The organism is Marinobacterium sp. YM272, from assembly GCF_050908845.1.
In the GTDB taxonomy this organism is placed as follows: domain Bacteria; phylum Pseudomonadota; class Gammaproteobacteria; order Pseudomonadales; family Balneatricaceae; genus Marinobacterium_D.
On record NZ_CP194171.1, the window covers coordinates 282,501 to 307,805 of the forward strand.

Annotated in this window: 24 protein-coding genes (1 of these 24 cut by a window edge); 12 read left to right on the forward strand and 12 right to left on the reverse strand. The window is 59.5% G+C overall.

From position 1 onward, the window contains the following. The 7 genes from tatA to ACQUQP_RS01445 all read right to left on the reverse strand — a co-directional run. Positions 1–53 carry the beginning of a Sec-independent protein translocase subunit TatA gene (gene tatA / locus ACQUQP_RS01415; RefSeq protein ID WP_432697040.1) on the reverse strand. The gene continues 202 nt to the left of window position 1, outside the view, so the window shows 53 of its 255 coding nt (coding positions 1–53); its start codon is at positions 51–53; its stop codon lies beyond the left edge, outside the window. Between the two features lie 49 nt (positions 54–102). After that, on the reverse strand, positions 103–435 hold the full coding sequence (locus ACQUQP_RS01420) for a phosphoribosyl-ATP diphosphatase (protein ID WP_432697041.1): 333 nt from the start codon (positions 433–435) through the stop codon (positions 103–105). Continuing rightward, entirely contained in the window at positions 435–839 is a 405-nt protein-coding gene (gene hisI / locus ACQUQP_RS01425) for a phosphoribosyl-AMP cyclohydrolase (RefSeq protein ID WP_432697042.1), read from the reverse strand. Before hisI ends, ACQUQP_RS01420 begins: the two co-directional genes overlap by 1 nt. 79 nt (positions 840–918) lie before the next feature. After that, positions 919–2,550: a ubiquinone biosynthesis regulatory protein kinase UbiB gene (gene ubiB, locus ACQUQP_RS01430; protein ID WP_432697043.1), complete on the reverse strand. Its 1,632-nt coding sequence runs from the start codon at positions 2,548–2,550 to the stop codon at positions 919–921. Between the two features lie 61 nt (positions 2,551–2,611). Then, the gene (locus ACQUQP_RS01435) at positions 2,612–4,183 is read right to left on the reverse strand and encodes a GGDEF domain-containing protein (RefSeq protein ID WP_432697044.1); all 1,572 of its coding nucleotides are present in this window, start codon (positions 4,181–4,183) and stop codon (positions 2,612–2,614) included. Positions 4,184–4,322: 139 nt separating this feature from the next. After that, a complete protein-coding gene (locus ACQUQP_RS01440) occupies positions 4,323–4,946 on the reverse strand; it encodes a DsbA family protein (protein ID WP_432697045.1) in 624 nt (207 codons plus the stop codon). A gap of 143 nt (positions 4,947–5,089) precedes the next feature. Next, positions 5,090–5,692 (reverse strand): c-type cytochrome, encoded by a 603-nt coding sequence (locus tag ACQUQP_RS01445; RefSeq protein WP_432697046.1) that lies wholly within the window; start codon positions 5,690–5,692, stop codon positions 5,090–5,092. 189 nt (positions 5,693–5,881) lie between these two features. Here ACQUQP_RS01445 and yihA point away from each other — a divergent pair, with 189 nt between their 5' ends. Beyond that, positions 5,882–6,511, forward strand: a complete 630-nt coding sequence (yihA, locus tag ACQUQP_RS01450; RefSeq protein WP_432697047.1) for a ribosome biogenesis GTP-binding protein YihA/YsxC — start codon at positions 5,882–5,884, stop codon at positions 6,509–6,511. Positions 6,512–6,782: 271 nt separating this feature from the next. On the opposite strand, the gene polA is transcribed toward yihA, so the two are convergent. Then, positions 6,783–9,524 (reverse strand): DNA polymerase I, encoded by a 2,742-nt coding sequence (gene polA, locus ACQUQP_RS01455; protein WP_432697048.1) that lies wholly within the window; start codon positions 9,522–9,524, stop codon positions 6,783–6,785. Between the two features lie 126 nt (positions 9,525–9,650). Here polA and ACQUQP_RS01460 point away from each other — a divergent pair, with 126 nt between their 5' ends. The 11 genes from ACQUQP_RS01460 (at position 9,651) to ACQUQP_RS01510 (ending at position 20,536) form a co-directional block, all read left to right on the forward strand. Then, positions 9,651–9,932, forward strand: coding sequence for a DUF2782 domain-containing protein (locus ACQUQP_RS01460; RefSeq protein ID WP_432697049.1), 282 nt, complete (start codon positions 9,651–9,653; stop codon positions 9,930–9,932). A gap of 9 nt (positions 9,933–9,941) precedes the next feature. Then, the gene (locus ACQUQP_RS01465; RefSeq protein WP_432697050.1) at positions 9,942–10,916 is read left to right on the forward strand and encodes a homoserine kinase; all 975 of its coding nucleotides are present in this window, start codon (positions 9,942–9,944) and stop codon (positions 10,914–10,916) included. Between the two features lie 105 nt (positions 10,917–11,021). After that, positions 11,022–13,241 carry a DNA helicase II gene (uvrD, locus tag ACQUQP_RS01470; RefSeq protein ID WP_432697051.1) on the forward strand — a complete coding sequence of 740 codons (2,220 nt, stop codon included), beginning with the start codon at positions 11,022–11,024 and terminating at the stop codon, positions 13,239–13,241. A gap of 11 nt (positions 13,242–13,252) precedes the next feature. Then, positions 13,253–14,218: a LysR family transcriptional regulator gene (locus tag ACQUQP_RS01475; RefSeq protein ID WP_432697052.1), complete on the forward strand. Its 966-nt coding sequence runs from the start codon at positions 13,253–13,255 to the stop codon at positions 14,216–14,218. Between the two features lie 120 nt (positions 14,219–14,338). After that, entirely contained in the window at positions 14,339–15,331 is a 993-nt protein-coding gene (locus ACQUQP_RS01480; protein WP_432697053.1) for an isopenicillin N synthase family dioxygenase, read from the forward strand. Between the two features lie 3 nt (positions 15,332–15,334). Beyond that, the gene (locus tag ACQUQP_RS01485; protein WP_432697054.1) at positions 15,335–16,129 is read left to right on the forward strand and encodes an alpha/beta fold hydrolase; all 795 of its coding nucleotides are present in this window, start codon (positions 15,335–15,337) and stop codon (positions 16,127–16,129) included. 113 nt (positions 16,130–16,242) lie between these two features. Continuing rightward, on the forward strand, positions 16,243–17,232 hold the full coding sequence (locus ACQUQP_RS01490) for an ABC transporter substrate-binding protein (protein WP_432697055.1): 990 nt from the start codon (positions 16,243–16,245) through the stop codon (positions 17,230–17,232). A 30-nt stretch (positions 17,233–17,262) separates the two neighbouring features. Further along, on the forward strand, positions 17,263–18,045 hold the full coding sequence (locus ACQUQP_RS01495) for an ABC transporter ATP-binding protein (RefSeq protein ID WP_432697056.1): 783 nt from the start codon (positions 17,263–17,265) through the stop codon (positions 18,043–18,045). Next, a complete protein-coding gene (locus tag ACQUQP_RS01500) occupies positions 18,038–18,823 on the forward strand; it encodes an ABC transporter permease (protein ID WP_432697057.1) in 786 nt (261 codons plus the stop codon). The genes ACQUQP_RS01495 and ACQUQP_RS01500 overlap by 8 nt, the downstream gene beginning before the upstream one ends. A 25-nt stretch (positions 18,824–18,848) precedes the next feature. Next, complete coding sequence (locus ACQUQP_RS01505; protein WP_432697058.1) at positions 18,849–19,325, forward strand: nucleoside deaminase; 477 nt, start codon at positions 18,849–18,851, stop codon at positions 19,323–19,325. A 170-nt stretch (positions 19,326–19,495) separates the two neighbouring features. Further along, positions 19,496–20,536, forward strand: a complete 1,041-nt coding sequence (locus ACQUQP_RS01510; protein ID WP_432697059.1) for an isopenicillin N synthase family dioxygenase — start codon at positions 19,496–19,498, stop codon at positions 20,534–20,536. Between the two features lie 373 nt (positions 20,537–20,909). Here the strand turns inward: ACQUQP_RS01510 and urtE are convergent, their stop codons facing one another. From urtE to urtB, 4 genes are read right to left on the reverse strand one after another with little or no spacing between them, the layout of a single operon-like run. After that, on the reverse strand, positions 20,910–21,608 hold the full coding sequence (gene urtE, locus ACQUQP_RS01515; protein ID WP_432697060.1) for an urea ABC transporter ATP-binding subunit UrtE: 699 nt from the start codon (positions 21,606–21,608) through the stop codon (positions 20,910–20,912). Continuing rightward, the gene (gene urtD / locus ACQUQP_RS01520; RefSeq protein ID WP_432697061.1) at positions 21,608–22,432 is read right to left on the reverse strand and encodes an urea ABC transporter ATP-binding protein UrtD; all 825 of its coding nucleotides are present in this window, start codon (positions 22,430–22,432) and stop codon (positions 21,608–21,610) included. Before urtD ends, urtE begins: the two co-directional genes overlap by 1 nt. After that, positions 22,429–23,589, reverse strand: coding sequence for an urea ABC transporter permease subunit UrtC (gene urtC / locus ACQUQP_RS01525; protein ID WP_432697062.1), 1,161 nt, complete (start codon positions 23,587–23,589; stop codon positions 22,429–22,431). The genes urtD and urtC overlap by 4 nt, the downstream gene beginning before the upstream one ends. 3 nt (positions 23,590–23,592) lie before the next feature. Continuing rightward, positions 23,593–25,194 (reverse strand): urea ABC transporter permease subunit UrtB, encoded by a 1,602-nt coding sequence (urtB, locus tag ACQUQP_RS01530; RefSeq protein WP_432697063.1) that lies wholly within the window; start codon positions 25,192–25,194, stop codon positions 23,593–23,595. Positions 25,195–25,305: the final 111 nt, after the last annotated feature.

A 25,305-nucleotide genomic window follows, 5' to 3' on the forward strand; every position in this document is an offset into this window, starting at 1 on the left:
ATAATCCCCAGAACAATCACCAGCTGCCAGATACTGATTCCACCAAAACCCATAACTACTTCTCCACTGCCGAGCTTTGCTCGAACCTTCTAAGTTAATTCGTTACTTCTTTGCCCTGGAGGCTTTTTCTTCCAGACCGGAAAGATCAAACCGCCGCGCCAGCTCTTTCAGCACCGCGTCCGGCGATTCGCCAAGATGGGAAAGCGCAACCAGGGAATGAAACCACAGATCGGCGGTTTCATATACAAGGTCAGTATTGTCACCGGATACCTGTGCATCCTTGGCGGCCAGAATCGTCTCGGTAGCCTCTTCGCCAATTTTTTCCAGGATCTTGTTCAAGCCCTTGGCATGAAGACTGGCAACGTAGGAAGAATCCGGTGCAGCTGCCTTGCGCTGTTCAAGCACCTCACCCAACTGCGTGAGTACATCACTCATTATTTATCGTCCTGCTTCGCGTAAATGGCACTCGGGTCCTTGCGGACTTCATCGGTGACCTGCCACTGCCCCTGTTCATCCAGGCGACGGTAGAAGCAGCTCTCACGACCGGTATGGCAGGCGATACCGCCAAGCTGCTCTACCGTAAGCAGCACCACATCCGCATCGCAGTCCAGACGCAGATCATGCAGTTTCTGCACGTGCCCGGACTCTTCACCTTTTCGCCAGAGTTTAGCGCGGGAACGTGACCAGTAGATGGCACGCTGTTCCTGAACGGTCAGCTCGAGCGCTTCGCGGTTCATCCAGGCAACCATCAATATGCGTCCGCTGTTCACATCCTGGGCGATAGCTGGCACCAGGCCGCTAGCGTCCCACTTAATCTCTTCCAGCCAGTCGTTACTCATCAGACCCTTTTATTGCCTGTCTTGCGTTATACGTAAACGTCGAGAATACCCGATGATCCTGATCGCCACCACCGCCACATCAGGCGCGCCAAAGCAGGATCATACCCAGGGCGGCGCTGACCCAGCCGTACCAGGTCAGCTGCTCGATCATCTGCCTCCCTTCAGGTATGCCACTGGCAACGGCCAGGGCCAGCAGCACGCCACCCAGTACCAGTCCACGACGGGCGCGACGGCGTTCCCGCTTGGTTTCCCTGCGGCGCTGACGCAGCAACTCCTGGCTGGTCGCTTCCAGGTGCCGCATCTGCTGCAAACTGTCGTACACAAGCTGTGGCATATGCGGCAGTTTGTCGAGCCAGTCCGGCGCCTGCTGTTTCATCTTCTTATAGACAGCCCGCACCCCCATGCGTTCTCGCATCCACTTCTCGAGGAAGGGCTTCGCGGTTTTCCACAGGTCCAGATCCGGGTAAAGCTGGCGGCCCAGGCCTTCGATATTGAGCAGGGTTTTCTGCAACAGCACCAGCTGGGGCTGCACCTCCATATTGAAACGCCGGGCGGTCTGGAACAGACCCAGCAGCACCATACCGAAGGAGATATCCTTCAGTGGCTTCTCAAAGATAGGCTCACAGACACTGCGGATCGCCGTTTCGAACGCATTGACATTGGTATTCGCCGGCACCCAGCCGGAATCGATATGCAGCTGCGCCACCTGGCGATAGTCACGTTTGAAGAATGCCAGGATATTGCGCGCCAGGTAGCTCTGATCTTCGGGCGTCAGCGCACCGATGATGCCAAAGTCGACGGCGATGTAACGCGGGTTGGCCGGATCTTCACAGGATACGAAAATATTCCCCGGGTGCATGTCCGCATGGAAGAAACTGTCCCGGAACACCTGAGTAAAGAAGATCTCCACCCCACGCTCAGCCAGCAGTTTCATATCCACGTTGCGCTGCTTGAGCTGCGCAACATCGGCCACCGGCACACCGTAGATCCGCTCCATAACCAGCACCTGCTGACGGGTCAGATCCCAGTATATCTCCGGCACATAAAGCATCTCGGAGCCTTCGAAGTTACGGCGCAACTGAGAACCGTTGGCCGCCTCCTTGCGCAGGTCCAGCTCATCGAAGATGGTCTGCTCGTATTCGGCGACCACCTCAACAGGGCGCAGCCGCCGACCTTCGGACCAGAGCCGCTGAACCAGGTGCGCGAGCATATAGAGAAGGCCCACATCCTGACGAATCACCGAGGCGATACCGGGGCGGATAACCTTTACCACCACCTCCTGACCACTATGCAGGCGCGCTCCATGTACCTGGGCCACCGATGCCGAAGCGATCGGATCAACCCTGAACTCCGCAAACAGTTCATTGACCGGCTTGCCAAGTGAGCGCTCTATGATCTTTCGCGCATCCTCGCTGGAGAACGGCGGCACCCGGTCCTGCAGGCGTGCCAGCTCTACCGCCAGATCATCGGGCAGCAGGTCTCTGCGGGTCGACAGCATCTGACCGAACTTGATAAACACAGGCCCCAGGGACTCCAATGCCAGTCGCAGCCGCTCACCGCGTGGCGCCCGGGCACGGATAAACCAGCGGGAGGGAAGAAACAGCAGCAGAAAGCGCAGGATACGGGGTATCGGGGCTTCCTGGATAAAGGTATCCAGGCGATAGAGCGCGAACACACGCGCAATCTTGATTAGACGGAAAACCGTTCGCACGAAGAAGACTCCGGAAAAAGCGAAAAACGAAGGGGATTATCCACCACGCGGTGGCCTAAGGCTAATCGCTGAACTCCTGAACGCGATCACGCCCGCTTTCCTTGGCCTGATAAAGCGCCTGATCGGCCCGGGAGAAAATGGAATCGACACTGTCGCCGCCACGTACCTCGCTCACACCCACAGAGGCGGTCACTTGCACCGGCTCACCCCGGAAGTTGAACGGACTACCCGCTACAGCGTCTTTCAGCTTACGCGCAGCGATCATCGCATCAGCCAGTACAGTTGATGGGAACAGCACGACGATCTCCTCGCCACCAAAACGGGCGATAAAGTCACTGGCCCGCAGGTTCTTTTGCAACACCCTGGCAACCAGACGCAAAACCTTGTCACCGGCCAGGTGGCCATAGTGATCATTGATCGCCTTAAACCGGTCGAGATCGATGATGGCGATGGAAAAGGTTGTGTTGTAGCGCTCCCAGCGAAGCATTTCAGCAGCGATATGATCATCGTAGGCCACCCGGTTTGGCAAACCGGTCAGCGGATCGGTGCGGGCGCGCAGCTGCTCTTCCTCCATCCGCGACTTGACCCGGCCGGTTTCCAGCTCCATCTGTTCCACTTTCTCGAGCAGGGCCTCGTAACGCTGCTGCATACGCTGCTCACGTTCGTTTTCCTGGTCACGAAAATGGTCCATGGTTTTTACGATGGAGGACAACTGGCGGGACACTTCACGCTTGAGCGTTGCCAGTTCAGTCGACGTCCGCACACTCTGGTGCAACCGTTTCACATCCTGGCGCACCTGGCTATCCAGCTCTTTATGAGCATTGAAGGCCGTCCCCTCTTCGACGCGGTTCTGTGACAGAAAGTCCTGCACATATGCCAGCTGCTCATTGAGGTTCAGCAGGTAATTCTCGAACTCCTCATGCTCAAGCCCGGTGGCATAGCCCGCCAGATTGACCAGCTCCGCCATCAACTCAGGCAGCTCCGCCGCTTTTACACCCTTTTCCAGACGGGCGATAAGCTTGCGTGCCAGCGGCAGGCCTTCTGACTCGATGTTCAGTGTCTCGATCAACAGCAGCATCTGGGCGGCAACCCGGCTCTCGAGAATCTCGAGATCGACAGCATCGGCACCCTCGTCCCCGGCGAGGGCAAAACCCTGCTCGCTACGGCGCTCCACCGGCCGCAAGCCTTTCTGGAGGTCAACCATATCCAGCAGCAGGGCAGAGAGTTTATAGAGATGCTCGGTGGCATCAGGGATACGCCGCTCGGTACTTTTCAGCACGTTGAGAAACGGCTCACTGCTACTCAGCTCGCGCATCTGCCCGAGCCAGCGTTCCAGTGCATGGTGGAGATCCTGGGATACGGAGAGACGCTGGTCTTCAAGCAGTTTGATCTGTCTCTCGACCTTGCGGAATACCTGGTCGAACTGGCCGTTACCATCCGTCTGGACCATCTGCTTGTAGAGCAGATCCAGCTCAGTATCCAGTGCGGAGCTCTGCCCCCTGAGTCCCAGGTTCAGTTGCGTCGCCAACCCCCGGGCACGAAGCTCTGACTTCTCCTTCGCCTTGAGAAGCTGGTCGTGCTCTTCGGCCAGTGCTTTGTACTTTGCTTTCCAGTCGTCCTGCTCTAGTGTCACCTAGCTCACTCCACGCCAGGGCATATGCTGCCACCCGCCTTTTCCTGCTTCCGAATATATCACGGCCGCGCCTCACATAAGCAAAAACCGCTCACAAGTGAGCGGTTTCTCTGCGGTGGATCACTGCGTGCGGCGTTGGTTACTCGCGTTCCTTGTTAACCAGGTAATCGACTACCTTGAGCATCTGCTCGTGTCCGCCGGCACTGCCGGCAGTCACCAGGTACTTGCCGTTCACAATCATCGAGGGAACCCCCTCAATCTGATAGCCACGTGCCTTGGAATCACCCTGCTTGAGCTTCATGTTCACGGCAAATGAGTTGTACTGCTTACGGAACTCATCGGGCTCTACACCGAAGTCGGCGTAGAACTCGGCCAGATCATCCTCTGAACGCATACGTTTACGCTGCAGGTGAATCGCATCGAACATCGGCTTGTGGGTTTCATCCACCTTGCCGAGCAGGTCGGCAACGTAGAAGGCACGGGCGAACGGCTCCCAGCTGCGGCCGAATACGACCGGAATGGTGACCAGTTCCACATCATCAGCCTGCTGTGCTTTCCAGTGCTCCAGCAGCGGCTCGAAGCTGTTGCAGTGGGGGCAGAGGTAACCGAACATTTCGACCACTTCGACAACGCCGTCCCCGGTCGTGGTCGGGACCGGCTGAGCGATCCGCTTGTACTGAACACCTTCCTGGTAAGCTGGATCAGCCGCCCAGGCGGTAATCGAGAAACAAGCCGCAACGATGGCAAGCACCCATTTCTTCATAAGTCATGATCTCCGGTTGTAATTACTTGAAAGCAAAGACTTGTGTCAGCGGGGTTAGTTCCCCAAAAAAGCCATAGGTCCGCAAACAATTAAGGCAGCCGAAGCTGCCTTAATTTAACTGTCAGGATACCAAGCTCTGTGGCTTAGTGCAGACCCTGAACGTACTGGGAAACCGCTTTCATCTCGGCTTCATTCAGTTTTACAGCGATATCACGCATCATGGCGTTCGGATCGTTGTTACGCTCACCGGCTGCAAACTTGTTGAGGCTGCTCTCTACGTAGGTAGCGTGCTGACCGCTCAGAGCCGGGAAGCCCGCTGCGTTGTTACCCTTACCGTTCGGAGAGTGGCAGGCAGTACACGCGGCAACGCCCTTATCGGCGATACCGGCGCGGTAGATCTCTTCACCTGCAACAACCTGATCAGCCGCTGCCTGACCAATCTGAACATTCTGGCTTGAGAAGTGGGCCGCGATGTCCGCCAGGTCCTGCTCACTCATGGCATCCAGCATACCGGTCATTTCGACCACTGTACGCGCGCCACCCTTGATATCCTTCAGCTGCTTGAGCAGATAATTTTCGTTCTGCCCGGCCAGTTTCGGAAAGTTGGGTGCAGGACTGTTGCCGTCAGCGCCGTGGCATGCAGCACAGACTGCGACTTTCTGCTGACCCGCCGCTGCATCGCCTGCCGCGTGGGCAACGCCGGTGATACCGAGGCTTACCAGTAAACTGATCAGAATTTTGTTCATTGATTAACCCAGACCCCTGTAAGACAAATTGTGTGTCGTTTCCACCGCCTTTACGGCGAAAACATCCGTAGTCGTACTATCCCTGACTGGAGCGCAAACCAGATCGCGGGTAAAATTGGCGGCATTATAAACCAATAACCCTACAAACTGGAACGTATATGTTCGTAGGGGGCCAGACAGCGAATCCAAATGTCCTCCACCGAACCGGTCATCCGTTACAACTCCGCACGCTACCTTACCAGCGCCTCCAAGCTCAACCAGTGTCCCGAAGATGAGGGCGCCGAAGTCGCCTTTGCCGGACGCTCCAATGCGGGCAAATCCAGCGCCATCAATGCGCTGACCCAGCAGGGCCAGCTGGCCCGTGTCTCCAAGACACCCGGGCGCACCCAGCTGATCAACTTTTTCGACCTGAATCTGGAAGGGTTACGCCTGGTCGACCTGCCCGGGTACGGCTACGCCAAGGTGCCGATCGCACTGAAGCAGCACTGGCAGAAGCACCTCGACGCCTACCTGCAGCACCGCGAATGCCTGCGCGGCGTAGTCCTGGTTATGGATATCCGCCATCCGATGAAAGAGTTCGACCAGATGATGGTGCACTGGTGCGAGTCCACCGGCGTTCCTCTGCATGTGCTGCTCACCAAGGCGGACAAACTGAAGAAAGGGCCGGCGCAAAGTACCCTGCTGGCACTGCGCAAATCCCTCAAGGAAGCGCTGGGCGACAATGTCTCCGTACAGACGTTTTCAGCGTTGAAGAAAACCGGTGTCGATCAGCTGAGGGACAGGCTGGATAGCTGGTTTCTGCCCGCCGCAGAGGAATAAAAGGAGCTGATCGGCCGATTCAGATCAACCGGCCAGTTGCGAATAAGGCGGGCTCGGACTTTGTGGATATATAGCCGCTGAAAAAAGAAAACCCCGGCACCGTGAAGGGGAGGAACGGTGCCGGGGTCAGTCGATGTGTCATGACAGGGAAGCCGCTTTTCTAACTCGCTACGTCCTGAACTCTCGCGACTTCCAATTAGTGAGAGGGTGCTGCGACAGTAAAGTTCCGCCGCTGATCAAAAAATTGGCAAATTTGTTCAAAAAACAGGCATCAGTGCGCCTGCTCCCAGTTATCCCCCGCTTGCGCCTCCACCAGCAGCGGCACATCCAGGCTGGCAGCCTGCTCCATCAACGGGTGAACCTTGGCCAGAAACGCCTCAACTTCTGACTCCCGCACCTCGAACACCAGCTCATCGTGCACCTGCATGATCATGCGCGCATCGAAGCCGCTGTCGGTCAGCCAGTTATCCACCTGCACCATCGCCTTCTTGATGATATCCGCCGCGGTGCCCTGCATCGGCGCGTTGATCGCGGTACGCTCCGCCGCCTGGCGGCGCATCGGGTTACGCGCGTTGATCTCCGGCAGATAGAGGCGGCGGCCGAAGATCGTCTCGACATAGCCCTGTTCGCGGGCGCGCTCGCGGGTACCATCCATGTAACGCTGCACGCCGGGATAGGTCTCAAAGTAGTGATCGATATAGGTCTGGGCATCCTTACGGCCAACACCGATCTGCTTGGCGAGGCCAAAGGCGGACATGCCGTAGATCAGACCGAAGTTGATCGCCTTGGCACTGCGGCGCTGATCGGCGCTCACCTCATCCACCTTCACCTTGAACACCTCGGCGGCGGTGGCTCTGTGGATATCTTCTCCACGCGAGAACGCCTCCAGCAGCCCCTTGTCACCGGACAGGTGCGCCATGATGCGCAGTTCGATCTGTGAATAGTCCGCCGCGACTATCTTGTAGCCCTCGGGCGCGATAAACGCCTGGCGGATACGGCGCCCTTCCGTTGTGCGCACCGGAATATTCTGCAGGTTGGGATCTGACGACGACAATCGCCCGGTGGCGGTATTGGCCTGATGGTAGGAGGTGTGGATCCGCCCCGTGGCCTTGTTGATCATCTGCGGCAGCTTGTCGGTGTAGGTGGACTTGAGCTTGGACAGACCACGGTTTTCGATAATTACCTTGGGCAGCGGGTAATCCAGCGCCAGCTCCTGCAGCACCTCTTCAGCGGTGGACGGCGCGCCCTTGGGGGTTTTCTTCTTCACCGGCAGGCCCTGTTTCTCGAACAGGATCTCCTGCAGCTGCTTGGTGGACGCAAGGTTGAACGGCTCGCCCGCCAGTTCGTGGGCTTCCCGCTCCAGTTCGACCAGACGCTTTTCTATCTCCTGGCTCTGCTTGGCCAGCAGCGTGGCATCCACCAGGGCGCCGTTGCGCTCGATACGCGACAGCACCGGTACCAGCGGCAGTTCGATCTCATGCAGCACATTGATCAGATCACCCTCCGCTTCCAGCTTCGGCGTCAGCGTTTCATGCAGGCGCAGGGTGATATCGGCGTCTTCCGCGGCGTAGGGCGAAGCCTGCTCCAGGTCGATCTGGTTAAAGGTAAGCTGCTTCTTGCCCTTGCCGGCGATCGCTTCAAAGCTCACCGTCTCATGGTTCAGATAGCGCTGCGCCAGGGTATCCATATCGTGACGGCTGGCGGTGGAGTTCAGCACATAGGATTCCAGCATGGTATCGGAGCCGATACCACGGATCTCGATGCCGTACTTCGCCAGCACATTCATATCGTACTTGATGTGCTGGCCGATCTTTTTCAGCTCTTCGCTTTCCAGCAGCGGTTTCAGCTGCGCCAGCACGGCGTTGCGATCGAGCTGGTCCGGCGCGCCGACATAATCATGAGCCAGCGGTACATAGGCGGCCTTGCCGGCTTCCACGGCGAAGGAAACACCCACCAGTTCCGCTTCCATATAGTTGAGGCTGGTGGTTTCGGTATCAAAGGCGAAACTGCCCGCTTCACGCAGCTTATCGAGCCAGCGATCCAGCTCCGCCTGCTCCAGCAGGGTTTCGTACTCGGTTGCGATGGCCGCCGGCTGCTCCTCGGCTGTGGCTGCGGCTGCGTCATCGCCACCCTCTTCCAGCTCACGCACCCAGGTCTTGAACTCGAAGCGCTTGAACAGCTCAATCAGCTTGCTGCTGTCCGGCGCCGGCAGGGTGATATCGCCGAGGCCCACATGCAGCTCCACATCGGTCTTGATGGTGGCCAGCAGGTAGGAGAGCTCCGCCATCTCGCGGTTCTCCTCCAGTTTTTTCGGCATCGACTTGGAACCGCGAAAGCCCAGCTCCGGAATCTTGTCCAGGTTGTCGTACAGATCCTTGATGCTGCCGATCCCCTGCAGCAGCGCCAGCGCGGTTTTCTCGCCGACCCCGGGCACGCCGGGGATGTTATCCACCTTGTCACCCATGAGGGCGAGATAATCGATAATCAGCTCGGGCGGGATGCCAAACTTCTCCTTCACCCCATCCACATCCATCACCGTGTCGTTCATGGTGTTGATCAGGGTGACCTTGGTATCCACCAGCTGCGCCATATCCTTGTCACCGGTGGAGATCACCACGTCGCAACAGGACGCCTCCGCCTGCCGCGCCAGCGTGCCGATCACATCATCGGCCTCGACCCCCTCTTCGACGAACATCGGGATGCCCATGGCGCGGATAATGTCGTGAATCGGCTCGATCTGGTCGCGCAGGTCATCCGGCATGGGAGGGCGTTGCGCCTTATACTCGGGGTAGACATCGTCGCGGAAGGTTTTGCCCTTGGCATCGAACACCACCGCCACCGGGCTGTCCGGGTACTGCTTGAGCAGGCTGCGCATCATCGAGGTTACAACCCGTACCGCCCCCGTGGGGAAACCCTCCGCCGTTCTCAGGTCCGCCTGCTGGGAAGCAAAAAACGCCCGGTATAAATAGGAGGAGCCGTCAACTAGAATAACGGGTGGTTTCTGTGCGCTCATCGGTGTATCCATCGACTGGTGGGTGTAGATCGGACTTGTTCGGCCCGCCTCAAAGGCCCACAATCATAGACAAATCAGGCCGCTTCGACCAATGCGGGACGGCCCAAGCTAAACAGGAAGATAGCGATGAAAAAAGCGATTCTGCTGGCTGGTCTACTGGCACTGGCGCCCCTGGCCCAGGCCGAAGTTGTCACCGACACGGAAACCAGCGAACCGGAAATCAACATTACCCACGATGGTGAGGCCACCTATTACGAATACTCCATCAATGGAGAGATTCGTGAGATCAAGGTTGTCCCCAAGGTGGGCAAACCCTACTATCTGGTACCCGCTGAAGGCTCCGATAAATTTATCCGGGCCGGCGAGTCTCAGCTCCTGATCCCCAAATGGGTTATTTTTCGCTGGTAATTATCCACTGTGGCAGTCTATACCCCCGTATCCGAGGCCGAGCTCAACAAGCTGCTGGCCGATTATGACCTGGGCCGCTGCATCGACCTGAAAGGGATCGATGGCGGTATCGAAAACACCAACTATTTTGTGACTCTGGAGTCTGACGGAGAGCAGACCCAGTATGTCCTGACTCTGTTCGAGGAGTTCAGCTACGAGGAGATGCCATTCTTCGTCGAGCTGGGCAAATGGCTGGCCGAGCGCGGCGTGCCCGTGCCCTATGCCATCGAGGATCGCAACGGCATCGGCCTGAAGCAGCTGAACGGCCGTCCGGCGTTTCTGCAGCCGCGTTTCCAAGGCGGCCACGTCGACCAGCAGGATCTGACGCCGGCTCACTGCGCCAGCATCGGCACAGCACTGGCGAAGTTGCATCTGGCCGGCAAGGACTTTTTCCTCACCCGCCAGGCCCACCGCGGTGTGTTCTGGTGGCGCCGGGAGAGCGCAAACATCGTCGCGCGCCTGGATAAAGAGGACGCCGAACTGCTGACCGAAGAGGTGCGCCTGTTCGATGAACTGCGCGAGCAGCACGGTGAAGAGATGCCGATGGGTATCATCCACGGCGATCTGTTCCACGATAACGCGCTGTTTATAGGTGATAACGTGGATGCCATTCTCGATATCTACAACGCCGCTACCGCCTATCTGCTGTTCGACCTGGCCATCGTCGCGAACGACTGGTGCGTCAACCCGGATGGCAGTATCGACGCAGCCCGCGAACGTGCACTGCTCGATGCCTACGCCGCTGTTCGCCCGTTCGAGGCGGTCGAAAAGCAGGTCTGGCCACAATTGTGCCGCACCGCCGCCATGCGTTTCTGGCTCTCGCGCCTGATCCCCTGGCTCGGTATCAGCCAGGCATCACGCCAGGGCGGCGAGATGAAGCTCAAGGATCCGGATGAACTGAAACGGATTCTGCTGGGTCGTATCAAGCAGCCCTCCAGCCTCTGAAACGGGCCCTCAGGGGCCCTTTTCCTGTATACTTTTCCAGTATTTCGCGACTTCGTTATACTGCGTCTTTCCTTTTTTACTCTCTTAGATAGCTGCACAGACCCAATGGACGTTACCCACATCATCGACTCGCTCAACGATGCCCAGCGCCAGGCGGTCACCGCCGACGTCAAAAACCTGCTGGTGCTGGCCGGTGCCGGTTCCGGCAAGACCCGCGTACTGGTGCACCGCATCGCCTGGCTGATCGAAGCCGAAGGCCTCTCGCCCTACTCCATCATGTCCGTGACCTTTACCAACAAGGCCGCGCGCGAGATGCGTGGACGTATCGAACATCTGCTGGGCCTGAACACCCACGGCATGTGGGTGGGCACCTTCCACGGTCTGGCGCACCGGCTGCTGCGGGCTCACTGGCAGGATGCGGGCCTGCGCGACAACTTCCAGATCATGGACAGCGATGACCAGCTGCGCCTGATAAAACGTCTGTGCAAAGAGATGAACCTGGACGAAACCCGCTGGCCGCCGAAGCAGATCCAGTGGTACATCAACGCGCAGAAGGATGAAGGCCTGCGCAGCCACCATATCGAGCGCTCCGGCGATATGTTCCAGGACACCATGGTGCGTGCCTACGAAGCCTACGAGCAGGCCTGCGACCGCGGCGGCATGATCGACTTCGGCGAACTGCTGCTGCGCGCGCTGGAACTGCTGCGCGACCGCGCTCCGGCGCTGCTCAAGCACTACCGCGAGCGTTTCCGCTACGTGCTGGTGGACGAGTTCCAGGATACCAACGCCATCCAGTATGCCTGGCTGCGCCTGCTCTGCCAGGGCGAAGACAAGCTGATGGCGGTGGGCGATGACGACCAGTCGATCTACGGCTGGCGTGGCGCCCGCATTGAGAACATCCAGAACCTGCCGGAACACTTCCCCGGTACCGAGACAATCCGCCTGGAGCAGAACTACCGCTCCACCGGCACCATCCTGAACGCGGCCAACGCCGTAATCAGTAACAACTTCGGTCGCCTCGGCAAGCAGCTCTGGACCAGCCTCGGCGACGGCGAAGCGCTGAGCCTTTACGCCGCCTTCAACGAGCAGGACGAAGCGCGCTTTATCGTCGACCAGATCAGCAAGTGGGTCGATGACGGTAACCGCCGCGACGAAAGCGCGATTCTTTACCGCTCCAACGCCCAGTCCCGTGTGCTCGAGGAGATGCTGATCCGCGCCGGGATTCCGTATCGCATCTACGGCGGCCAGCGCTTCTATGACCGCCTGGAGATCAAGAACGCCCTGGCCTACATGCGCCTGCTGGCCAACCGCGATGACGATACCGCCATGGAGCGGGTGATCAACGTGCCTACCCGCGGCATCGGCACCCGTACCATCGAGCAGATCCGCGAACACGCCCGTGCCGAAGGCGTCTCCATGTGGCGCGCCGCAAACGAGATCATCGAGTACGGCAAGCTGGCTGCCCGCGCCGGCAACGCCCTGCAGAGTTTCCTCGACCTGATCAACAAGCTGGATTCCGACACCACCGAAACCGAACTGCACGAGCAGACCGAGCATGTGGTCCAGCACTCCGGCCTGATCCAGCATCACGAGAAAGAGAAGGGCGAAAAAGCCCAGTCGCGCATCGAGAACCTTGAGGAACTGGTCACCGCCGCGCGCCAGTTCGCCGGCCAGTGGCAGGAAGACGAGACACCGGAAGGGTTCAACTCCGTACTCGCCGCCTTCCTCGATCAGGCGGCACTGGATGCCGGCGAAGCCCAGGCCGATGTGCACACCGACAGTGTCCAGCTGATGACCCTGCACTCCGCCAAGGGGCTGGAGTTCCCGCTGGTGTTCCTGGCCGGTATGGAAGAGGGGCTGTTCCCGCACAGCATGTCCGCCGAGGACCCGAACCGCCTCGAGGAAGAGCGCCGCCTCTGCTACGTGGGCATCACCCGCGCCATGCAGAAGCTCTACCTGACCTACGCCGAATCGCGCCGCCTGCATGGCCAGGAAAACTACAACCGCCCCTCCCGGTTTATCCAGGAGATCCCCAACGAGTACATCGAAGAGGTGCGCCTCAACGCCAGCGTGCGTCGTCCCTACGGCAGCAGCGGTTATCAGGATGAAGGCGGTTCGCTGTTCGGCAGCTCATCAAGCCTCGGCAGCAGCGAAGTGCCAGACACCAGCCTGAGCCTGGGCCAGCGCGTGCGCCATCCCAAGTTCGGCGAAGGCTTTGTCACCAACTTCGAGGGCAGCGGCCCAAAAGCGCGGGTGCAGATCAACTTCGACGACGAAGGCAGCAAGTGGCTGGTGGTGGGCTTTGCCAAGCTTGAAGCGATCTGAGGCCTGACAGGATGAAGCGCCCGGGCCTCAGAATCCACGCGCCCGCAATCCTCTACTTCGATTGCGTGCGCCGCTGTGGCTCTTTCCGTGAAGCGGCCCGGGTGCTGAATGTGGCCTCCTCGGCGGTGAACCGGCAGATCCTTAAGCTGGAAGATGAACTCGGCACACCACTGTTCGAGCGTCTGCCCGGCGGGCTTCAACTCACCGCCGCCGGAGAAGTTTTCGCCCGTCATGTACTCACCGTGATGCAGGATACCGAGCGGGTAAAATCCCAGCTCGATGCGATGAAGGGACTGCGCAGCGGTCATGTGGAGCTGGCCACGGTCGAAGGCGTTACCGTGGACCTGCTGCCGGTGGCCATCGAGCGGATGCGCGAACTTTATCCCCAGGTCTCCGTGGGCGTCTCGATTCACGGTTCCACCGGCATCCCCGAAACCATCGCCAGCGGTAACGCCGATCTGGGTCTGGCATTTGCCCTGCAACGTAACGATAACCTGCATCAGCTGATCCGTGCCCACCTGCATCTGGGCGCCATCATGCGTCCGGACCATCCCTTGGCTGGGGCAAAAAAACTGCGCTTTGCCACCTGCGCCGCCTACCCGCTGATCCTGGCCAAGCCGGAGCTGTCGATCGCGCATCTATTGGCCCCCGCCATCGCCCAGGCCCCTAACTGGGGCCGCCCGATAGCCGAAACCGGCTCTGTGGAGCTGGCGAAAAAACTCACCCTGCGCGGCGACGGCATCGCCTTCCAGACCCGCATCGGTATCGAAGAGGAACTGGAGGCGGGCAAACTGGTTCATATCCCGATCATCAACAACGGCCCGATCATGAGTGACCTGGGGCTCTACATCCGCGCCCAGCGGGCACTGCCCGTGGCGGTCGACGCCTTTGCCCAGATCCTGTCCGCGGAGATCGAACGCCGCGCCCAGGCCGAACAGGAAATCATCGGCGACCTGAGCCCGGCGGCCGACGCCTGAGCATCCTCCGCGCACTGCTGTTGCCATAAAAGCAACGCCTTGCGCTAAATTATGTTCTTTTGGGGACGGCAAAAACGTCGTACAACTCTCTCTATCGTTTATTAAACGGAGAGAGGCGGCGTGACCCAGCCCAGTTCCCAATCCAATCCACAGTCCAGCAAGACCCTGCCAATCATCAGCCTGACCAACCTGCGTCAGGGCGATGCATCTGCACGTCAGGCCGTTGGCGAAGCGATACGCAGAGCCTGCCTGGACACCGGCTTTTTCCTGATCCGCGACCACGGTATCGCCAGCGAACTTCAGCAGGCGGTATTCGACCAGGCACAGCAGTTCTTTGCCCGCCCCGATACAGACAAGCGCGCTGTGGATAAGTCGCTCTCCATCGCCAACCGCGGTTACGAGCCGCTCGGTGGGCAGACACTGGAAGCCGGCACGCCGCCGGACCTGAAGGAAGGCTTCTACCTGGGCCGCGAGCTGGCTGCGGATCATCCCGATGTGCTCGCCGGCAAGTTCAACCAGGGTCCAAATCAATGGCCGGCGCAGCCAGAGGATTTCCGCCCGGTGATGGAAGAGTACCTGGCGCAGATGATCGGACTGTCGGAGCTGCTGATGCGCGGCCTGGCGCTGTCCCTGCAGCTGGATGAAGACCATTTCGACAGCTACTGCACCGATCCGATGACCACGCTGCGGCTGCTGCACTACCCGCCGCAGCCGGTGGATGCCGCCCGCGACCAGCGCGGCGCAGGTGCTCATACCGACTTTGGCGGCCTGACCCTGCTGTTGCAGGACGATAACAGTGGCCTGCAGGTCTGGAACCATCAGGATCAGCAGTGGATCGATGCACCGCCAATCCCGGGCACCTACGTGGTCAATATCGGCGATATGTTCGCCCGCTGGACCAACGATCTGTACAAGTCGACCCTGCACCGGGTGATCAACCGCTCCGGTCGCGATCGCTATTCCGTGCCGTTTTTCTACAGCGGCAACCCGGATCACCGCGTCGAATGCCTGCCCGGCTGTCTGGCGCCCGGCGCCGAGCCGCTCTATCCGCCCACCACCGTTGATGCCCACTACCGCGAAATGTATGGCAAGACCTACGGCAGGAAGTACTGAGCTATGCCGATTCATGCACATCACCTGATTCTGATTCACGGCGCCTGGGCGACACCGGGCATCTGGTCCCGGGTAACCCCGCTGTTCGAAGCCGAAGGTTTCTGCGTGCACCCGGTCTCCCTGCCTGGAGACGGCACTGATGACCAACCGGATCAGCCGCTGAATCTGGAAGCCACGGTACAGCGACTGACTCGACTGATTCACAGCCTGGAAGGTCCGGTCAGCCTGGTTGCGCACTCCGGCGGTGGGGTGATCGCGACCGCCCTGGCCGAGGCGATGGCGGAGCGCATCCGCGGCGTGGTTTATATCGCCGGCATGATGCTGCCCTCGGGAATGGGGTTTGCCGAACTGGTTCAGAGCCTGAGCGTGAAACAGGATCTGGCGGGGATTAGTCCTCACCTGCAGTGGAACGCAGATCGTAGCGCCAGCCGGGTGCCGCCCGAGGCCGCCATAGAGATCTTCTTCCAGGACATGCCCCGTGATGAGGCAGCCAATGCCGCCGCGAGCCTGGTCGAGCAACCAGAAAGCACACGCTCGATGACCACCCGCTGGAGCAACGCGTGTTTTGGCCAGATTCCCCGTCTTTACGTGGAGGCAAGCGAGGATCGCTCGGTACTGCCAGTGCTTCAAAAGGAGATGCAACGACTGGTACCCGGTGCTCGGAGGGTGACGCTGAACAGCGGCCATGCACCACAACTAAGCCAGCCGCACCAACTTATCCAAGAAATTGCATCATTTCTGTGCGGTACAGCGAAGCCTTTATCAGCTCCATCCCGCCCAGTCGCCTCAACCCCTTGAATAATGGGGCTGACAACTATTGGGCACGCTAATTGCTGAATATGAAACAAACCTGTCTAAATGATCAAGAACGGTTCGGATTTCAAACCCCGACCCAAAGCGGAGAATCCAAGATGTTGAAGAAACTGACCCACCCGCTGATGATGGCGGCTGCAATCACCTGCACGACCCCGGCATTTGCCGCCGATCAGGTCACCTTCCAGCTCGACTGGCTGCCCGGTGGCGACAAGGCTCCGGTTTATGTCGGTATTCAGCAAGGCTTCTTCGCCGACGCGGATCTTGAAGTCAAAATCTCCAACGGCCGCGGTTCTACCGACGCCATCACCAAGCTGGCGACCGGACAGGCCGACGTGGGCTCAGCCGATATCGGCGCGCTGATGGCCGCACGGGCCCAGGACGACGTACCTGTTTCTGTTGTTCACCCCTATTTCACCCAGGCTCCGCACGCGTTCTTCGCCCTGGCTGATAGCGGTATCGACAAGATCACCGATCTCGAAGGCAAAAAAGTCGCCACCTCTCCGTTCACCTCCTCCAACGCCTTTCTGCCATTGGTGCTGAAAGAGAACGGCATGAACGAAGAGATGATCAGCCTGACCAAGTCCGATCCCGGCGCCCTGGGTCCGATGCTGATGACCGGCAATACCGACGCGGTCATCGCCTGGGTTACCAATATCGCCCTGTTTGAGAACCAGGCCAAGGAAGCCGGAAAAGAGATCACCGTAATGCCCTGGTCCGAATCCGGCCTGTCGCTGTACAGCTCCTCGGTGATCGCCGCCGATAAATTCCTCGCCGAGCGCCCAGACGTGGCCAAGCGCTTCATCGCCGCTTACGCCAAGTCACTGGAATACACCTACGCCAACCCGGAACAGGCCGGCGCCGATATCCACGCGCTGGTACCTGAGGTGGACGCCGACGTGGCCGCCGCCCAGATCAGCAGCATCTACAACCTGGTCTACAACGATGTCACCGAGGCGGACGGCTTCGGCACCCTGACACCTGAGCGTCTGGCCAGCACCTGGACCTATGTTGCGGAAGCAAACGGCCTGGAAGAAAGTGCGCTGGATCCGGAAAGCATTGTTAACCGTGAGTTCCTGCCGCAGTAAGCGCACACTTTCATAGAGGAAAGCTGAATTATGTCTACCACGCACGAACGCGCGTTCGTCCGCATGGAAGGGGTCGGGCACCGTTACGATCCCGAGGGCCCGATGGCCGTTCAGGGCATCGATCTGGAGATCCGCCGGCATGAGTTTGTCGCCGTTGTCGGCCCGTCCGGATGCGGTAAATCTACCCTGCTGCGCATGGTGTCCGGCCTGCTGGTGCCGAGCGAAGGCAAGGTCAGCGTATTCGACAAGCAGGTGGACGGCCCCCGTGACGATGTCGGCATCGTGTTTCAGAAACCGACGCTGCTGCCCTGGCTGAGCGTGCGCAAGAACGTGCTTTTCCCCCTCAAGCACAAATACGGCCGTTACAGCCGAGATGACGAAAAACGCGCCAATGAACTGCTGAAAATGGCGGGGTTGGAAAGCTTCGCCGACAAAATGCCGGACGAACTCTCCGGCGGCATGCAGCAGCGGGTCGGCATCGTCCGTGCCCTGCTGCTGAACCCGGATATTCTGCTGATGGATGAGCCTTTTTCGGCGCTGGATGCACTGACCCGTGAACAGATAGGTTTCGATCTGCTGAAGATCTGGAACGACCAGCCCAAGACCGTGCTGTTTATCACCCACTCCATCTCCGAGGCCGTGCTGCTGGCGGACCGGGTGCTGGTGATGAGCAAGCGCCCCGGCTCGGTGCTGGACCTGATCGATGTGGACCTGCCGCGTCCACGCTCTCCGGAAACTATCCGCGATGCCCGCTTCGGTGAGCTGACCGACCGCATCCGCAAGCATATCTACGAGCCCGAAGCCCATGCCTGATACTCAAACATCCCTGTTCCAGCGCCAGCTGCTGCGCTTTGCACCGGCCCTGTTCTTTATCAGCCTGGTACTGCTCTGGGAGCTGATCTGCCGTGTGGGCCAGGTGCCTACGTTTATCCTGCCTTCACCCAGCGCCATCTTTGCCTCGTTTTTCGATGTGGATATCAGCCGCTGGCTGGGTCACCTCTGGGCCACCCTGCGTGTCGCCCTGATGGGTTACCTGCTCTCCATTTTTATCGCCATCCCGCTGGCGATCGCGATGATGCGCTCCGAGCTGCTGTCACGCACGCTCTACCCGGCGCTGGTAGTAGTGCAGTCCACCCCGGTTGTGGCCGTGGCGCCTTTGATCATCGTGCTGATGGGCACCGATGATCCGTCCCGCGTACTGATCACCTGCCTGATCACCTTCTTCCCGCTGGTGGTTTCCACTGCTACCGGTATGCAGGAAACACCGGACGAGCTGGTAGAGCTGAGCAAGTCGCTGGGTGCACCGCGCTACCGTGAAACCTGGCAGATCCGTATTCCCTACGCAATTCCGCATATCTTCAGCGGTCTGAAGGTATCGATCACCCTGGCCATTATCGGTGCCGTGGTGGCCGAGTTTGTCGCCGCCGAGGAAGGGCTGGGCTACTTCATCCAGTTCTCCACCTCCTTCTTCAAGATTCCCCAGGCGTTTGCCGGTCTGATCTTCCTGGCGATCATCAGTTTGCTGCTGTTCAAGTCGGTGCAGTGGGCGCAGCAGTGGCTGTTCCCCTGGAGTCTGCCGAAGAAAAAATAATGCGATGAATGAAAAGAGAAACGGAATGAACTACACCGAAACCGATCTGAAATTCCTGCGCCAGAGCCTGGAGCTGGCTGCCTCGGCACGAGAGCAGGGGATCCACCCCTTCGCCGCGCTGCTGGTGGACGATAAAGGCCAGGTGTTGATGGAGCAGATCAACGCCTACCTGCCGGATCAGGATATGACCGGTCACGCCGAGCGTGTGCTGATGACCCGTGCCAGCAAGGCGTACCGCCCGGACTTTCTGGCTCGCTGCACCATGTATGTATCGGCAGAACCCTGCTGCATGTGTGCCGGCGCGGCCTACTGGGCGGGCCTCGGTCGCCTGGTCTACAGCCTCAGCGAACATCGCCTGAAGCAGATCACCGGCAACCACCCGGAAAACCCGACGTTGGATCTGCCCTGCCGTACCGTGTTCGAGTCCGGCCAGCGTCAGGTCGAGGTGATCGGCCCATTGCTGGAAGATGAGGGCGCCGCCCTGCATGAAAATTTTTGGTGATGCCAGCACCACCAGGAGCGGGCGGGGCTTAACAACAGCCTCGCTCGGTGTTAACTTGAAAGACGTTAACCACTTTTAGAAACCGATTACAGGAAACCGGAGTAGAAGCAGTCAGGTTGAACCGCCTCAGGGGTTCGATCAGGTCATTGCTCCATTACAGGAGAAAACCGATGACTCAGACTACAAAACAACTCCGCTCGTCCGAAACTCCCTCAGACTCTTCATCCAACTACAGCCTGGAAGAACTGAACCGTGAATCCACCTTTGGTGGTGCCGGCGAGGATTTCGACCAGCGCGAAATCCGCGTTATCGACCTCAGCGACTTTGAAAACCGTCGCGCCGAAATTGCCGATCAGCTCTGGGCAGCTGCCACCGAAGTGGGCTTTTTCCAGCTCAGCAACACCGGTATCGAACAGGCCGAGGTGGATGCCGCCTTCGCCGAGGCAGACCGCTTCTTCAAACTGCCGGAAAGCACCAAATCCCAGTATCCGCGCCCCAAGGGGGTTAACGCCGGCTGGGAGAGCCTGTCGCAGGTGCGCCCAAGCACCGGCACGGCGGATCAGAAGGAGTCCTACCAGATCACCCGTTATCACATGGATGGACTCTGGCCCACCGAGGGCGAGCTGCCGGAATTTCAGCACCACGCGCTGAGCTTTGAGCAGCGCTGCTGGGAACTGGGTATGAAAGTGCTCTCCTGCTTTGCCGACAAGCTGGGCTTTGAGCGCGATTTCTTCACCCGCGCCCACGACCAGTTCAGAGAGGACTACCAGAGCACCCTGCGTCTGCTGCACTACTACCCGTGCGAGGGTGTGGATAAACAGGAAAATATCTGGCGCGCCGGTGCCCACACCGACTTTGACTGCCTCACCCTGCTGTTCCAGCACGAGGGCCACGGCGGCCTGCAGGTCTGCCCGGGTAAGGAAGCCGAGACCAAGCGCTGGACCAATGTACCGCCACTGGGCGGCGTGGTGACCTGTAATATCGGCGATATGCTGATGCGCTGGAGCGATGACAAGCTCAAGTCCAACCTGCACAGGGTACGTATGCCGCTGAAAGAGGAGTACTGCGGCAGCCGCTACAGCATCGCCTTCTTCTGCCAGGCCAATAAGAAAGTGATGATCGAAGGCCCGGAGCACAAATACGCCCCGATCACCGCCGAGGATTACCTCAACGAGCGCATCCGCGCCAATTTCACCAAGGCTGATAGCTGATAAAAAAGCCGGAGCAGGTGGAAAGCCAGCTCCGGCGATTCAACATCTCATTGAAGTGAACAGAAAACCGAGAAAATCCTATCTATCTAATCGCAGCCAGGTTCCCCTTCTGTGCAGCCGAGCATCGCAGACTGAAAGAGAAATAAGGGAAGGGCTGTCTGAGCCGCGAAGCGGCGACTTACTTTAAGGTGAGGGGTCGACCCGCTCTTTCAGGTGAGAAGCGCAGGGCAGTCGGCGCAGCCGACCAAACAGCAGGGGCGGCTTGGGATTGTTAAGGGCCTTGTCCGTTACAAGGCCCTTAACTCGCCAGCAGGCGAAAGCTGCGCTAGAAAAGGGGTGCTGAAGTCCAACACCCTGGTCCTATTCAGGACCGTCAAACCGCCAGGTAATGCTTGATCAGCTCGTCGCTGAGCTTATCCATGCTGTCCGCTGCCATGATGCGGCCACGATCCAGGATGGCAAAGCTGTCGGCGTATTTACGTGCGAAGGGCAATTTTTGCTCCACGAGGATAACGGTCAGGCCATCCTCCTCCATCAGGCGACGGATAACCTCGCCGATCTGGGCGACGATATTAGGCTGAATCCCCTCGCCCGGTTCATCCAGAATCAACAGCTTGGGTTCAATCACCAGGGCGCGGCCGATCGCCAGCTGCTGCTGCTGACCGCCGGAGAGGTCACCGCCACGGCGGTTTTTCATCTCCTTGAGCACCGGGAAAAGCTCGTAGATTCGCTCGGGGATAGTCTTCAGGCCATCCTTGCGCACGGCCAGGCCGGTGCGCAGGTTCTCCTCCACGGTCAGCATCGGGAAGATCTGCCGCCCCTGGGGCACATAGCCGATGCCGTGGCGGGAGCGCTGTTCGATGCTGAGTTTGGTCAGCTCGGCGCCGTCTTCCAGCTTGATCGAACCGCTTTTCACCGACTCTTCGCCCATGATGCATTTCATCAGCGTGGTCTTACCCACGCCGTTGCGGCCCATGACACAGAGACACTGGCCCTTGGGGATCTCCAGGTTCAGGTCCCAGAGCGTGTGGCTTTCACCATAAAACTGATTGAGCTGTTCAATGTTGAGCATCAGTCATCCTCTCCCAGGTACACCTTGATAACCTCCGGGTCGGCGGAGACCTCATCCATGCTGCCCTCGGCCAGTACACTGCCCTGGTGCAGCACGGTCACCTTGCGCGCGATGGAGCGGACAAAGCCCATATCATGCTCGACCACCACCACCGACTGCTTGCCGGCCAGGCTGGTCAGCAGCTCGGCGGTGCGCTCCATCTCCTGCTCGGTCATACCGGCCACAGGCTCATCCACCAGCAGCAGACGCGGCTTCTGCATCAGCAGCATACCAATCTCCAGCCACTGCTTCTGGCCGTGAGAGAGTATCCCGGCCTGACGCGTTTCCAGCGATTTCAGGCCGATAATAGCGAGCACTTCATCGATACGGTCGTAGTGCTCACCGCTCAGGCGCGAGCGCAGCGATGGAATGACCCGCTTGTCGGCGGCCATGGACAGCTCCAGGTTTTCGAACACCGTCAGCGCCTCAAACACCGTCGGCTTCTGGAACTTGCGGCCAATACCTAGGGTTGCTATCTCCGGCTCGTTCATGGTCAGCAGGTTGTGGCGGCTGCCGAACCAGACCGAACCCTGATCCGGGGTAGTCTTGCCGGTGATGATATCCATCATCGTGGTTTTACCGGCACCGTTGGGACCGATAATGCAGCGCAGCTCGCCATCATCGATGGTCAGGTTCAGGTCGTTGATCGCCTTGAAGCCATCGAAGCTTACGCTGACGCCTTCCAGATAGAGAATCGGTCCGTGACGCACATCCACCGGGGATTGCGTCGGCGCGAGGAAATCGAAGACCCGGTCACGACGGGTCAGCTCCGTCATCAGGCTCATGCTGCAGCCTCCTGTTCTGTACCGCTGTTGGCGGAGCTATCCGCCTTTTTCTTTTTACCCAGGTTGGCAAACAGGCCGGCGATCCCTTTCGGCAGGAACACGGTGACCAGTACGAACAGGGCACCCAGGGCGAACAGCCAGGCGTCCGGCATCACACCGGTGAATACCGTTTTCGCGTAGTTGACGATCAGGGCACCGATCACCGCGCCATACAGCGTCGCACGACCACCCAGCGCCACCCAGACCACCACTTCGATGGAGAACAGCGGCGAGAATTCGCTGGGGTTGATGATGCCGACCTGGGGTACGTACAGCGCACCGGCCACGCCCGCTAACATTGCAGATACAACGAATACGAAGAGCTGCACCCGCTCCACGCGATAACCGATAAAGCGTGTCCGCGCTTCGGCGTCGCGGCAGGCGACACTGACGCGGCCCAGCTTGGAGCCGACGATGGCGCGGCAGATGATGTAACCCAGCGCCAGCGCAATGCCGGATGCGATAAACAGGCCCAGTCGGGCACCATCGGTGCGCAGATCAAAGCCGAGGATATCCATGAAGTCGGTCAGACCGTTGTTGCCGCCAAAGCCCATCTCGTTACGGAAGAAGGCGAGCATCAGCGCGAAGGTCAGCGCCTGGGTGATGATCGACAGGTAAACGCCGGTAACACGGGAGCGAAACGCCAGGTAACCGAACACGAAGGCGAGGATACCCGGTGCCAGCAGCACCATGATGAAGGCGAACCAGGCCATATCGAAGCCGGACCAGTACCAGGGCAGCTCCTGCCAGTTCAGGAACACCATGAAGTCCGGCAGTTCCGGGTTACCGTAAACGCCGCGATCACCAATCTGGCGCATCAGGTACATGCCCATGGCGTAACCGCCCAGGGCAAAGAAGGCGCCGTGGCCGAGGCTGAGGATACCGAGATATCCCCAGACCAGGTCCACCGCCACCGCCAGCAGCGCATAGCAGAGGTACTTGCCCATCAGTGTGACGGTGTAGGTACTGACGTGCAGGGCGCTGTCCTGCGGCATTGCCAGGTTAAGGAAGGTGACGAGCGCCACTGCACCCAGCAGCACACCGAGAAAGATCTGGGTGGAGCGTTCGGTGAACGGTCGGGTCAACCAGGACTGGCTGTAATTAACTGCATGCGCCATGGATCAACCCTCCGCCGCACGGCCCTTCTGCGGGAAGAGTCCGCGCGGGCGTTTCTGAATGAACAGGATGATGAAGACCAGTACCAGGATCTTGGCAAGCACGGCGCCCGCCCAGGGTTCCAGCAGCTGGTTGATGGTGCCGAGGGTCAGGCCGGCCACCAGGGTGCCCCAGAGGTTACCGACACCGCCGAATACGACGACCATGAAGGAGTCGATGATGTAGTTCTGGCCCAGGTTCGGACCCACGTTGGTGATCTGTGACAGTGCCACACCGGCAAGGCCAGCCACACCGGAACCCAGCGCAAAGGTCATAATGTCGACGCGGGTTGCCTTGATCCCCATGGAGCGGGCCATGGCGCGGTTCTGGGTCACGGCGCGCACTTCCAGGCCGAGACGGGTCTTGCGCATGATCAGCAGCAGGCCGAAGAACACCACCAGGGCGAAACCGATAATATAGAGGCGGTTCAGCGTCAGGCTCAGCCCTTCGTTGATCATGATGGAGCCGCTCATCCAGTCCGGCGTGATCACGGTGCGGTTCAGCGGAGAGATAACGGTACGTACCAGCTGCTGCAGAATCAGGCTGATACCGAAGGTCGCCAGCAGGGTTTCCAGCGGACGCCCCTTGAGGTGCTGGATCACGCTGCGCTCGATCGCCACACCGGCCAGCGCCGCTACCAGGAAGCCGGCGGGAATAGACAGAATCAGCGCCAGACCGGGCTGGCCCGGCAGCAGCTGCTGCATACCCCAGGTGGTGTAGGCGCCGAGCATGATCAACTCGCCGTGGGCCATGTTGATCACGCCCATGACACCGAAGGTGATCGCCAGGCCAATCGCCGCCAGTACCAGCACCGAGCCCAGCGAAATACCGAAGTACAGCGTCTTGGCCGCATCATTAAGCTTCAGCTTCTGCTCAATATCGTCCAGCGCCTTCTGCGCTGCCGCGGCCAGTTCGGCGTTATCGCTGTTGGCGGCCGTGGTCAGCGCCGCGCGAGCATCGGAGTTCAGGCTGCCGGCAAGGGTTTTCACCGCTGCCAGATCGCCCAGCTCCTCGACGCGGTAGATCGCCACCGCTTCCTGCAGGGCACCTTTAACATCGGCGTTCTGTTCCGCATCCATCAGTTCGGTGATGCGGTCGACCATCCCCGCGTCGACACTGCCGCGCAGCTCGCGGGCTGCGGTCAGGCGCCTGGCCGGATCATCCACGGTCAGATCGATGACCGACAGGATGCCATCGAGCTCGCGACGCAGGGAGTTATTGATACGGATGCTGTCCAGATCACGCCGGGAGACTTCGCCGATCTCTTCGCCAGTCAGTGCATCGGCCACGGTCCAGTTGCGGCCGCGGTTGGTCAGCACGATGACAAACGCACCGGTCTCTTCGTTACGTGCCAGCTTGCCATCAGAGAAGGCTTCCAGCCATTGGCGGGCACGTTCGTCGCCACTGGCGGCGATTTCGCTGATGACTTCCCCTTTTTTGGCATTGGGCGCATCGGCCAGCTGCTGCAGCAGGGATTGCGCCTGCGCATCATCCGCCTGGGCGGAAAACGCAAACAGCGAAAGCAGACAGGCAGTCAGAAGCAGTCTGAGCGACCGGGTGATCCTCATGGTTGCATCCTATCTTTGAGTTAATTCGAAATGGATCTGTCCCAGGCGGGACGGAGGGCGCAGGCACCGATCCGGTAGCGGACGGTGCCTGCGGGTATTGCAAGGCTACAA